At 46.1% G+C, this 12,518-nt stretch carries 11 protein-coding genes and 1 tRNA gene; 2 read left to right on the top strand and 10 right to left on the bottom strand.

Annotated features, from left to right (window positions below; all coding sequences use genetic code 11):
* Positions 1-166: 166 nt before the first annotated feature.
* The 9 genes from COP04_RS06395 to COP04_RS06350 all read right to left on the bottom strand — a co-directional run bounded on the left by COP04_RS06395 (position 167) and on the right by COP04_RS06350 (position 10,502).
* Positions 167-1,036 carry a DUF2231 domain-containing protein gene (locus COP04_RS06395; protein ID WP_100487218.1) on the bottom strand — a complete coding sequence of 290 codons (870 nt, stop codon included), beginning with the start codon at positions 1,034-1,036 and terminating at the stop codon, positions 167-169.
* 220 nt (positions 1,037-1,256) lie between these two features.
* On the bottom strand, positions 1,257-2,120 hold the full coding sequence (locus COP04_RS06390) for an AraC family transcriptional regulator (RefSeq protein ID WP_239984786.1): 864 nt from the start codon (positions 2,118-2,120) through the stop codon (positions 1,257-1,259).
* Between the two features lie 195 nt (positions 2,121-2,315).
* On the bottom strand, positions 2,316-3,599 hold the full coding sequence (gene eno, locus COP04_RS06385; protein ID WP_100487216.1) for a phosphopyruvate hydratase: 1,284 nt from the start codon (positions 3,597-3,599) through the stop codon (positions 2,316-2,318).
* Between the two features lie 145 nt (positions 3,600-3,744).
* Positions 3,745-4,506 carry a triose-phosphate isomerase gene (tpiA, locus tag COP04_RS06380; protein ID WP_100487215.1) on the bottom strand — a complete coding sequence of 254 codons (762 nt, stop codon included), beginning with the start codon at positions 4,504-4,506 and terminating at the stop codon, positions 3,745-3,747.
* A 42-nt stretch (positions 4,507-4,548) separates the two neighbouring features.
* Positions 4,549-5,736 (bottom strand): phosphoglycerate kinase, encoded by a 1,188-nt coding sequence (locus COP04_RS06375; RefSeq protein ID WP_100487214.1) that lies wholly within the window; start codon positions 5,734-5,736, stop codon positions 4,549-4,551.
* A 147-nt stretch (positions 5,737-5,883) separates the two neighbouring features.
* Positions 5,884-6,891 (bottom strand): type I glyceraldehyde-3-phosphate dehydrogenase, encoded by a 1,008-nt coding sequence (gene gap, locus COP04_RS06370; RefSeq protein WP_100487213.1) that lies wholly within the window; start codon positions 6,889-6,891, stop codon positions 5,884-5,886.
* Positions 6,892-6,915: 24 nt separating this feature from the next.
* A complete protein-coding gene (locus COP04_RS06365; RefSeq protein WP_100489568.1) occupies positions 6,916-7,941 on the bottom strand; it encodes a sugar-binding transcriptional regulator in 1,026 nt (341 codons plus the stop codon).
* A 478-nt stretch (positions 7,942-8,419) separates the two neighbouring features.
* On the bottom strand, positions 8,420-9,739 hold the full coding sequence (rpoN, locus tag COP04_RS06355) for an RNA polymerase factor sigma-54 (RefSeq protein WP_100487211.1): 1,320 nt from the start codon (positions 9,737-9,739) through the stop codon (positions 8,420-8,422).
* A 307-nt stretch (positions 9,740-10,046) separates the two neighbouring features.
* On the bottom strand, positions 10,047-10,502 hold the full coding sequence (locus COP04_RS06350; RefSeq protein ID WP_100487210.1) for a CotD family spore coat protein: 456 nt from the start codon (positions 10,500-10,502) through the stop codon (positions 10,047-10,049).
* 254 nt (positions 10,503-10,756) lie between these two features.
* Here COP04_RS06350 and COP04_RS06345 point away from each other — a divergent pair.
* Together COP04_RS06345 and clpP are read left to right on the top strand one after the other, a co-directional pair.
* Positions 10,757-10,831: transfer RNA gene (locus COP04_RS06345), tRNA-Arg, on the top strand.
* A 450-nt stretch (positions 10,832-11,281) separates the two neighbouring features.
* Positions 11,282-11,875, top strand: a complete 594-nt coding sequence (clpP, locus tag COP04_RS06340) for an ATP-dependent Clp endopeptidase proteolytic subunit ClpP (RefSeq protein ID WP_100487209.1) — start codon at positions 11,282-11,284, stop codon at positions 11,873-11,875.
* A gap of 347 nt (positions 11,876-12,222) precedes the next feature.
* Here the strand turns inward: clpP and COP04_RS06335 are convergent, their stop codons facing one another.
* Positions 12,223-12,480 carry an HPr family phosphocarrier protein gene (locus COP04_RS06335; protein ID WP_100487208.1) on the bottom strand — a complete coding sequence of 86 codons (258 nt, stop codon included), beginning with the start codon at positions 12,478-12,480 and terminating at the stop codon, positions 12,223-12,225.
* Positions 12,481-12,518 lie beyond the last annotated feature (38 nt).

The raw sequence follows: 12,518 nt of genomic DNA, 5'->3' as shown, positions 1-12,518 counted from the left end.
GACAAGTTGAATATGACATTAATCACATACATGCATCGTGGTTTGTATTAAAATATAAGTTTTTCAAATGTAAAGATCAGACAAAAATGGTTTTAGATTGTACGACAGCTTAATTAAAAAAGAGAAAGCCCGGGCTCGGACTTCCTCATTATTTCAGTGCAGGCTGTTATTTACCAAACAGCCCTGGAAACAGGGCAACTGTACCGCCCAGATGCGAAGCAACTGAAATGATGGCAATGCCGATAACTGCTCCAACAATGAAGATTGTTTTGCCCTTTACCAAGCTTGTAGCTTCAAACTTAAAGTGATAGAAAGAACGGATGACACTAAGTACAATGAAAGCGATCATCGTAATGACGCCCCAAATTTCATGAATATGAAGTGCAGCCGGGTTGTAGTAATTTTTTTTCGGATCCGCCTGCATCAGCGCCGGCATTTCAGCGGCTCTCATGTAACCTGTGATGACGGCTCCGATAATGGTGACTGTGCCAAGAATCAGGAAAGTGTAGCCGATTTCCTGAAGGCTTTTAGCCCACTTCTTCGTTTTCCAGATCAGCGCAGCTATATCTGCCAAAAAACCGGTGATGACAAACGGTACCGTGAATTGAAGAACGCCCCAGTGCGGATAACGGTAAATTTTGAAGAGTGTGAAAGCCAGAATCGCGCCAACCAGAGAAAAGATCAGATAAAAAAGATTGTCTCCAATATCGATTTTCTTTGTTTTTGCGAATACGAGTCTCACAACAGCCAGAAGCGTCACATAAATCGTGAATTCAATACCCTTTGTTGCGTGCGCGCCGATCGTTCCAAGCAGATGCAGAGATACCGCAGCGATAAGGCCTGCCAAACACGTAACGATGCCGGTCACAGCGCAGAACACCAGAGTAATGAATCCTGCTTTTTTCAGAATGCCGTTCCATTTCGACTTTTTAACAAAAGAAGCAACCAAGTCGCAGAGAAAGCTTACCACGATCAAGGCAATTGGGAAATGAAGAACCATAAAATGAAAGGTGTTAAAAACATTAGGACTTGCCACTAATCTCCCCCACTTTCCAGACTTTTTTATTGTAGTATGATAACAAATTGTTTTTACATATCGAATAGTAAGTCCTTTGTCGTAGAAAAGCTGTGCAGATATGCCGACCAATCCAGCATATCCGCTAAAATCAGGGGGATAATTGGGCAATAATTTGAATAATGATAAATTATTTTTTAACAAGATAGAGAAGAAATGCAAACGTGGGACAGATACAGGTTTAAAGACTCGATTTACTTTTTCTATAGTTTAATGGGGAAAGACCTTCAAAGCGCTTGAATGTTCGGTCAAAGTTACTGAGATCATCAAAACCGACTTTCTGGGAAACGTTAATAATCGCCAGATCCGTATTTTCAAGCAGCTCCTTTGCCGCCCGTATACGAACCCTGTTCCGGTAGTCAATAAAAGAAAAGCCCGTCATCTTTTTAAAATTCATTGTAAACGTAGACTGGCTCATGCCGCACATATTGCGGACTTCTTCCAGGCTGATTTGTTGCATGTAATGTTGCTTGATAAAGACGCATACGTTACTGAACACATCCTTTTTCGTACCCGCCGTGTCTGAATCCAGCCCTCGATCATCCTTTGACCATCTTCCCAGAAAAAGAAAAATCTCCACGAGAAGCATCCGGATCATGCAGTGGTGACCCCACGATTTTTGCAAATACTCGCTTACCATGCGGTCGAGCAGTATAGTCAGTTCAATTTGTTCTTTTGTTTTTAAAGAGATATGGGACTTTAATTGTTTGTTTCCACAGAAAAACGGATCAATAAAAATAGGGTCAATGAAAGGGGCAGCGTGGTTTAACGCCGGCCATTCACGATTCAGTAAACGTTGCTGGAACATAACGCGGTAGATCCGCAGATTCGAATCCGGATGTGCGCCATAGGCATGAGCAAGCCCTGGCTGTATGATTAAAACATCCCCCTTGGCGATCTGAAGAGTCGTTTCACGATACAAATAGGTCCCGCTACCGCTGGCTACATAAATGATTTCGGAAAAGTCATAGTCATGCCGGTCTGAAATTTCCCCGCCCTGAAGTTCCTCAACACTGATGCAGAATGGAAATTGCTGATTTTTCATAAAATTCTCTTCTGAATAGTGGATCACACGATCATCCCTTTATAGCAAACTGCTATTGCTGATTTTTGAAATAAACTTGTGTGATTTTCAACCTTGAGAGTAGCACGTAATCTAAAAAATGGCAATAAAAAACGGAGCGTGACCCCCTTCTGGAGTCCGTTCCGTTTTTCAGAACTGCTTAAGCCGAATCTTTGTTTATTTAATGTTGTAGAATGAATCGTTGCCAAGATACTGAGCGGATCCTTCGAGACCATCCTCGATCCGGATCAACTGGTTGTACTTAGCGATACGGTCTGTTCTAGCGAGAGAACCAGTCTTGATTTCACCGGCGTTCGTTGCAACAACGATATCAGCAATCGAAGTATCTTCCGTTTCACCTGAACGGTGTGAAACAACAGCCGTATAACCGGCCTTCTGAGCCATTTCAATCGCGTTCAGTGTTTCAGTCAATGTACCGATCTGGTTAACCTTGATCAGGATCGAGTTGGCAACGCCAAGGTCGATGCCTTTCTTCAAGTAGTCCGTGTTCGTAACGAACAGGTCATCGCCGACCAACTGAACCTTGTCGCCAAGAGCCTTGGTCAGTTTCTGCCAGCCTTCCCAGTCGTTTTCATCAAGGCCGTCTTCGATCGAGATGATCGGGTACTTTTCAACCAGTTTCGTGTAGTATTCGATCATTTCGTCAGTTGTTCTGACAACGCCTTCGCCTTTAAAGTTGTACTTGCCGTCTTCAAACAATTCAGAGGAAGCTGGGTCGATAGCCAGTTTAACGTCAACGCCTGGTTTGTAACCCGCTTTTTCGATAGCTTCAAGGATTGTGTCAAGCACTTCTTCATTGTTCTTCAGGTTAGGAGCAAAACCGCCTTCGTCACCGACAGCAGTCAGATGGCCCTTAGCTGACAGAACAGATTTCAGTGCGTGATAAACTTCGGCACCGATGCGAACAGCTTCTTTGATTGAATCTGCGCCGACAGGCATAATCATGAATTCCTGGAAGTCAACGCTGTTGTCAGCATGCTTGCCGCCATTCAGAATGTTCATCATTGGCGTAGGAAGAACTTTTGCGTTCACACCGCCAAGGTAACGGTACAGCGGAATACCAAGTTCATCAGCAGCGGCGTTTGCAGCAGCCAATGAAACGCCAAGAATAGCGTTGGCACCCAATTTACCCTTATTTTCTGTGCCGTCAAGATCGATCATAGCCTGATCAAGAGCAACCTGTTCGGAAACTTCCAGGCCGATAACCTTAGGGGCAATAATATCGTTAACGTTCTTTACAGCCTTTAGAACGCCTTTGCCGCCGAAACGGCTCTTGTCACCATCGCGAAGTTCAACAGCTTCGTGTTCGCCGGTTGATGCACCGCTTGGCACAAGTGCGCGGCCAAAGCCGCCGAGATCTGTGGTAAGTTCAACTTCAACAGTAGGATTGCCGCGTGAGTCAAGGACTTCACGAGCGTAAACATCTGTAATTTGAGACATCTGTATCTCTCCTTATTTTTGTCTTATTTTTTTAAATGCCGCAGCCGGAAACCAGCCAATGTCCGGACAAAGAGCAGGGTCCGGTGCGGGAAAAATACGATGTAGCCGTACTTCAGTCTTCGAAATCATCGCATCATGCGAAAGTTCAGGCTTTAGCACCGTCAAGCAGTGCAAGGAACGATTCAGGCTGCAAGCTTGCACCACCGACCAGACCGCCGTCAATATCAGACTGAGCCAGAAAGTCTTTGATGTTGGCAGGCTTTACACTGCCGCCATACTGAATGCGGACTTTCTCGGCAGTTGCTTCTCCGTACAACCCCGCAATCGTTTCACGGATAAAGTGGCAAACTTCGTTGGCATCATCTGCAGTAGCAGATTTGCCGGTTCCGATCGCCCAAATCGGTTCATAAGCCACAACAACGGACGGAGCCTGATCCGCAGGTACACCTGCAAATGCCTTGGTTACCTGATTCTTGATCACGGACTGCCATTTTCCGCCTTCCCGTTCATCCAGTGATTCGCCGACACAGAAGATCGGAATAAGATGATGTGCGAGCGAAGCGAGAACCTTTTTATTAACCGTGTCATCGGTTTCTGCGAAGTAAGCTCTTCTTTCAGAGTGGCCGATCACAACATAATCAACGCCAAGTTCTTCAAGCATAACAGGGCTGACTTCTCCCGTATAAGCACCTGAATTTTCAAAGTGTACGTTTTCAGCTCCGATTTTCAGATCGGAACCCTTTGCATCGGCAACGATGCGGTCAAGGGCAAGAAACGGAGCGGCAATCACAGAATCCACAACATCCGATGAAGGAACCTTGTCCTTGACCGCTTCAACGAATTCATGTGCTTCCTTAACCGTCTTGTTCATCTTCCAGTTGCCGGCAATAATCGGTTTGCGTGACATGTAAGACACTCATCCTTTCTTGCAATTATTTTCTTAGTTCTCTTATTCAGCGTCATCCAGTGCAGCAACGCCAGGAAGTACCTTGCCTTCCATTAATTCAAGAGAAGCGCCGCCGCCTGTAGAGATGTGGCTCATTTTGTCTGCAAGATGGAATTTTTCAACAGCTGCAGCAGAGTCGCCGCCGCCAATAATCGTTGTTGCGTCAGTTGCTTCAGCGAGCGCTTCGGCAACTGCTTCAGTTCCCTTCGCAAACGGGTCCATTTCAAATACACCCATCGGCCCGTTCCAGACAACCAGTTTGGACGTTTTGATGGCATCGGTGTAGAGAGCAACCGTCTTTGGTCCGATGTCGACGCCAAGCCAGCCTTCCGGCATTTTGTCGATGTCTACAGTCTTGACATTGGCATCAGCTGCGAACTTATCGGCAATAACCGTGTCAATCGGCGTCAGGAATTTAACGCCTTTTTCCTTGGCTGTTTCCATAAATTTCTTTGCCATGTCCAGCTTGTCCGCATCAAGCAGCGATGTGCCGATGCCGTACCCCTGAGCTTTGACAAAAGTATAGGAGAGACCGCCACCGACGATTAGTGTATCAACCTTGTCGAGCAAGTTTTCAATGACACCAATTTTGTCGGTAACTTTAGCTCCCCCGATAATTGCTGTAAAAGGATGTTTCGGATTCTCAAGTGAAGCAAGGAGTATCTTCAGTTCCTTTTCCATCAGGAAACCGGCAACAGAAGGCAGATATTTAGTAATGCCTTCCGTTGAAGCATGGGCGCGGTGGGCCGATCCGAACGCATCATTGACATAAACATCAGCCAGTGCGGCAAAAGCCTTGGCAAGTTCCGGATCATTCTTCTTTTCGCCTTTTTCAAAACGGACGTTTTCAAGCAGAAGGACGTCTCCTTCTTTCAGCTTGTCAACGGCAGCTTCAACTTCCGGTCCGACAACTTCATCAGTTTTTGCAACCGGTTTGCCGAGTAGTTCACTCAGCCGGGCAGCGACGGGATTCATGCGAAGTGATTCTTTGTTTTCAGGCGTCGGGCGGCCGAGGTGCGAAGCTAAAATTACCTTGGCACCGTTTTCGATCAAATAGTTGATCGTCGGCAGAGCGGCACGAATACGCGTATCATCTGTAACAGTACTGCCGCTTAGCGGAACATTGAAGTCAACGCGGCAAAAAACTTTCTTGCCTTTAACGTCAATGTCACGAATGGTTTTCTTTGCCATGTCAAAACCCTCTTTCCACTTTATTTCGATACAAAATTCGCCTAAATCTATAAACAAAGGTGTCTGGACTGATTTCGTATCATGATAAAATAGCGGAAACAACTTTGTTTCCGCTATTCAGGTGCTATTCAAAAATTTCTTGCTGAATTATTTTGCAAGTTTTGCAAAGTATTCCAGAGTTCTTACAAGCTGTGAAGTGTAGGACATTTCATTATCGTACCACGCAACGACCTGAACAAGCTGCTTGCCGTCGACGTCGAGAACCTTCGTCTGAGTTGAATCAAACAGAGAACCGTAAGTGATGCCGATAACGTCTGAAGAAACGATCGGGTCTTCATTGTAGCCGAGGGTTTCGTTGGTTGCTGCTTTCACAGCTTCGTTGATTTCTTCAACAGTAGTATTCTTCTCCAGCGTTGCATACAGCAGCGTTGTTGAACCCGATTTAACAGGGACACGCTGAGCAGAGCCGTTGAATTTGCCTTTAAGTTCAGGGATAACAAGTGCAACTGCTTGTGCAGCACCTGAAGAAGCAGGCACGATGTTCTCAGCAGCGGCACGTGCACGACGAAGGTCGCCGCCTCTGTGCGGGCCGTCCAATGTCATCTGATCACCGGTATAAGCGTGAACCGTTGTCATCAGGCCTTTTTCAATACCAAAATGATCATTCAGAACTTTAGCTACCGGAGCCAAAGAGTTCGTTGTGCAGGATGCGCCGGAAATAACTGTTTCCGAGCCGTCCAATGTATCATGGTTAACGTTGAATACGATTGTCTTCATATCGCCCTTAGCAGGTGCGGAAATAACGACTTTCTTAGCGCCGCCTTTGAGGTGAGCTTCTGCTTTGTCTTTAGAAGTAAAGAAGCCGGTGCATTCCAGAACGATATCAACGCCGAGTTCGCCCCATGGCAATTCTGCCGGGTCACGCTGTGAAAGAACCTTTACTTTTTTGCCGTTAACAACGAAGTAGCCTTCTTCAACCTTAACTTCGCCGTCGAAACGACCCTGAGTTGTATCATATTTCAGCAGGTTTGCAAGCATTGCCGGATCTGTTAGATCGTTAACTGCAACAACTTCCAGTTCAGGAACATTCTGAATTCTTCTGAAAGCCAAACGACCGATACGTCCGAAACCGTTAATACCAACTTTTACTGTCATAACGAAGATGACCTCCTAAATGGTTTAAAAATTTTTTAAAATCTCTTGCGCGGCGCCCTCATCCGTCACTAGTACGGAATCGGGACCCCTCTTGAAATAAGCCTTAATTGCCTCAGCCTTAGACTTGCCCCCGGCTACGGCAATCACGGAACGTGCACCAAAAAGGTCTTCCCATTGGAGCCCAATCGTCTGAACCTTGTGGATCACACGGCCCGTCTGATCAAAGAAATAGCCAAAAGCCTCGGCCACAGCATGTTCCGTGTCGACCTGTCTGAGAACTTCTTCACCGGCATGGCGGCGAATCGCCATTGTTCTTGCACTGCCTATCCCATGAACGATCATCGTCGCGCTGTGGACAAGCTGCAAAACCCGGTGAACACTGGGTTCTTCCATCAAGCTGTGATAAGATTCATCACTGAGCTGGTCGGGAACGTGGAGCAGATGATAGTGTCCTTCAGCCTTCTCAGCCATTTTCGCGCAGATCGTGTTCGCTTGATTTTCAGCTTCCTCGCCAAGGCCGCCCCTGGCAGACACAAACAGGAGTTCCTGAGGTGTCTTTCTGAGCGGATGCATCATGTCAGCGACTGCCGCAAGCGTGGAACCGCCGGTAATCGCAATGATGTTCTCCGCACCCAGGCAGCGTTCAATCTCCCTGACACAGGCGAGCCCAATCTCATTCTTGACCAACGCGTACTGATCACTGTCGCCGGATACAATAACTGCTTTTGAAACACCAAGAGCGCGTTCCAATTGTTTCTCCATCTCCTTCAATCCGGAGATGTTCTTCATCACAGTCCCCATGTCCCTAACAATGGTCTCCCCATTTTCCGTCAGATACATGCCGCTTGACGCCATCTGGATGAGACCCTGCTGGTTGAGAAAAGTGACCTCTCCGCGCAGGACACGCTCGGTCATACCTAAATGGGATGATAGACTGCGCCTGCCGATTGGTTGAAGAAAGTGCAAGGATTGAAGAATACGGTAGCGGCTGGACATTATGTCTAAGACATCAGGGATGAGCTTTTTCTGAAGATCAAGCAAGTGTTCCACAGCGTTCCCCTCGATCGACCCTGAAGCGGTCTGAAAATGTCCCACATAAGTCATTTTATGTCCCATCTGCTCCACGTACATAATATCAACTTTCAGCTGCCTTTACAAGCAATAACATGTAAATCTTTTGTGTGATCTTCTTTCAGACACAAATTGGTCACATGTAAAGAAAATGTTGATGTCACGCGTTTTTTTCAGGCTGACAACTGTCTGCAAATTTCGAAAAGTATCACTTTTCCTGACATCACCCGTTTCTTCTGTCGCCGGTTCCCTGTGTCTGTTTCGCATGTTGAGTATTCCCCTGATTTAACAGAATAAAACGTCTGAACAGCACTTTCATTCTCATGGCACTTTTTAAAGGGACAATAGCTGTCCCTAAGCCAGCCATTGAAACCGCTTAGCACGTGCCAAGCGGTGTTTGACTTGTGATCCATTTCTCATTGCCTGCCGCGACAATATGTCGCATGTCATTCATTCTTTATCTTGACCTTCTCTGCACTGTAGAACCGATGCCAGATGCCTGACGGTATTTGGCAATAGCCCTTCTCGAACAATGGAGCCCGTCATCCGAAAGAAGCTGAACAAGCTTCTGGTCGGAGAATGGATCCGCACGGTCCTCCCTGCCTATCCAGTACTTGATTCTCGAAAGAATCTGAAAAGAAGAGACTTCGCCGTGAATCGTTTTCACAGCGCGTACGAAGAACTTTTTCATTGGAAACATGCCATAGGGTGTCTGGATATACTTGTTAGCAACGGCCCGGCTGACCGTTGATTCATTGACAGACAGTCGTTCTGCGGCGTTTTTCATAGTAAAAGGCCGGAGCAGGTCGTGATTTCCATTTTCAAAGTAAACTTGCTGTTCTTTCATCAACATTTCAGTCAGTTGCATCAGCGTCTGTTTCCGCCGGGAAATTCCAGCGATCAACCAGTCAGCCTCTTCTTTTTTCTCGCGCAGATACCGCCGCGTTTCACTGTCTGCGCTTTCCAGATAACTTTCATAATTTCTGCTGTCCAGTTCGATTTTTGGCAAGTACTGGTCTTCCAGCTCACAGCTCAATCCGTCGCCGCTTTTTTTGATTGTTACATCGGGGATGATATATTGCGGCGCCTCATCCTGAATAGAGCTGACCGGACTCGGACTGAGTCCTCTTATCACTCCGACCGCTGCCTGGATCTTCTTTTCTGTTGTTTCCAAACGCTCAGCCAGTTCGTCCCAGCTGCCAGACAAAAAGAAATCACTATGCTCGGAAATGATGCGCTCCGCAAGCGACTGAGCCGGGATCATCCTTTTCAGCTGAAGCAGAATGCATTCAGAAAGTGTGCGCGCTCCGACACCTGCCGGATCCAATGACTGCACGGCTTCTAGCGCCATTTCCGGAACTTTCGGGTCGAGTCCATATCCGTTGAGCAGTTCCACAGGGTCATCGTCAAAATAGCCTTTGTCATTGAGGTTGTCGATTAAAAGATCGGCAGCAGCCATGCAGATTCTGTCAAGATGGAGCTGATGGAGATCGTTGTGGAGCATTTCATGATAATCGCTTGAAGAAGCGACGGTCTCCTCAATCACGTCTGAAGTGCTCCGCGATCCATCTCCCGCCTGTGTAAAGGATGAAACAAATTCCTGACCGGCCGGCCGAAAATCACTTCTCTCAGCGTTCAGCAGCGGATTCTCCATGGCTTTACCCATGATATAATCGGACAGCTGCTCGTTGCTGAACTGAAGCAAAGTTACCGATTGAAACAATGCCGGTGCCATTTTCAGTTTCAACGCCTGTTTCTGAACCAGTGCCAGTCCCATCCCGCTCACCTCTTATTATTTATTATATCAATCAAACGCACTGCTGGCTACGCTTTCATTTTCAATTTTCGACGGTTTTCGCAAAAGGAGTTTTTTTAATAAAAATCTCATTTCATCTCAGGTTTTTAAATAATTGTATGAAATACGGAAGTCTCGGTTGTTTTACGATGCATTGACTGAGTCGATAAAGCTATGATTAATCGCGCACGGATTCCTTCCAGACACTTCCCCACTGTTCGGAACCCATGCAAGTAAAAAAAGGATCTTCTGCTTCTTAAGGCAGAAGGTCCTTTTTATCGGATGGTGCTCAGCAGTGCGGCATCGGAAAGCACGGACGCCCGCACTGCACATCAAAATGCCTTTCATCACAAGTCTGGGAAAGTGTGTGCGGATAATAATGCTGATGTTCATAAACATAATGGGTCCTGATCTCGGTGTGCATCGGGTGAATATGCTGAACAACGACCGGTTTATAGATGTCCTGAACATTGACGCTCTGCGGATCGTAAATCGCACCAGCCTGCCGCGGCGGGCAATGAAGTGTCTGGCAAGGTCCCGGCGAAGGAACAGGACATTTTCCAATCCCCCCGACCGATGTTTTTCCCCATGGGCTCATTGCCGGTTTTGTCATTGTTGCGACTGGCCCGGTGCTCGCTGGATTCCATGCGGGCATCTTCGGTTCCGGTTTCATACTAGGATATTGACTGGTCGGTGCGTATGGATTTGTGGGCACCGGCTTATTTGAGTAAGGTGAAACCTCCATATTTGTTCCTCCTCGTAATTTTAAGTACACTAATAACCTATGAGCTGGGGAATAGCCTTGCACTAATGAGAACACCTAATTTTTTCGCAAAGCCCGAATTTGGGCGGGTAAACGCCTTGAGCAAAAGATTCATATGGTACTGCCCACTTAGATTTTCCCGAAAAAGAAAACATGTTTCCATAATTAGCCTTGCAAAATGGACGACAATCGCTTAAAATAAACAAATGTCAGTGAAGCAAGCAAGTTAATAATATGCGCTCGTAGCTCAGCCTGGATAGAGCAATGGTTTCCGGTACCATGTGGCGGGGGTTCGAATCCCTTCGAGCGCATCACGCGGCGAGCCGCCTTAGCAAAAATACGCTCACAGCTTAAAGCTGCGGGCGTTTTTGCTGCCTATCTCTACTTTTTAATGATTCAGGCGGCATGCACACTCAAAAGCCATGCAACGGGGTAATCTGCGCATGATTTTTAATTTTAACAGCATTTTTTGGAAAATAACCTAGAATGAAGCCTTTTTACCCGCGATACTGACTCCTGACTGCTTCTGGAATATCATTTGGCTTGTTCACTCGTGATCAGCGGTATATTTTGAAAAACATAAAATAATTCTATAACGTGTTCGAACCAGCCGCTGCCGAGCGATTACATTTTAAACACCCGAAAAAATTTTTTAATCCTGATTTCAATAGCTTAAAATTTGACCTATATTGACCTTTAATGTATTATTGTCCTTGGTTAGATAAAAGTTACTCATATACGAATAAAAGGAGGTAGGTTCAATGCCTTTAATCCCTACAGTCATTGAGCAGACAAACCGTGGAGAACGTGCGTACGATATTTATTCCCGCTTACTGAAAGACAGAATCATTATGCTGGGAACGGCAATTGACGATAATGTCGCCAATGCCGTTGTCGCGCAGCTGCTCTTTCTCGCTGCGGAAGATTCTGAAAAAGATATTTCGCTTTATATTAACAGCCCGGGCGGTTCAATTACAGCCGGTATGGCCATTTATGATACGATGCAGTTTATCAAGCCGAAAGTATCGACCATCTGCATCGGCATGGCTGCCTCGATGGGCAGTTTCTTGCTGATGGCCGGGGAAATCGGCAAACGCTACGCGCTGCCGAACAGTGAAATCATGATCCACCAACCATCCGGCGGAATGCAGGGCCAGGCATCCGATATGGAAATTCACGCAAAGCGTATCCTCTATATCCGTGAAAAGCTGAATCATATCTATGCTGAGAGAACCGGCCAGCCATATGAAGTCATTGCACGCGATACCGACCGCGACAACTTTATGTCTGCAGAAGAAGCAAAAAAGTATGGCCTGATTGACGATATTATGACCGCACCAAAATCAAAAGCATAAAAAAGTGTTAAGAAAAAAACCCGGGGCACGCGCTCCGGGTTTTTTCATTCAAATTTTTTCGTTCAATTTTGAAATTCACACAACCGTTAGATCTCAGGCCGATTTTTTACTGATTGGGCCCTACTAATATCAATTTAGGCTCGATTAAAATAAATTACATTTCACTCTTCCAGATTGGATTAAAGATTTTCTATTTTAGGATGGTCGATCTACGTTTCGGTTAAATTTTTATTTCGAGTTAACTTTCATCTTTTGCGGTTAAACTTGCCCGCTTCGGATGAACTTTCTAAGTTAAAAGCTTATACGTTAAACAATCGTCAATAACAGCGCTTACAAAAATGTTATGATCAGCCTGCTTTTTCAATCAGTCCCGCAAGTACGGCAATGGCCTCATTTTCATCCGGTCCATCGGCCTTTAGTACAAACTGTTCACCGAAGGCCGGAGCGATACCCATGACGCCCATAATGCTTTTCACGTTTGCTGTTTTTCCACCTTTTTCCAATGTAATTTGTGACAAAAACAGGCTGGCCTCCTGAACAAATAAGGCCGCAGGTCGCGCCTGGAGGCCATCTTTCAACTGAACAGTTACAATTTTTTTAATCATCCCCCTCACCTCCTCACATTGTACCGCTTTTGCAGATT

This window comes from Sporolactobacillus pectinivorans (assembly GCF_002802965.1).
Lineage (GTDB): Bacteria > Bacillota > Bacilli > Bacillales > Sporolactobacillaceae > Sporolactobacillus > Sporolactobacillus pectinivorans.
Note: the sequence above shows the minus strand (reverse complement) of the source record. Positions and strands in the feature narration are given on the sequence as shown.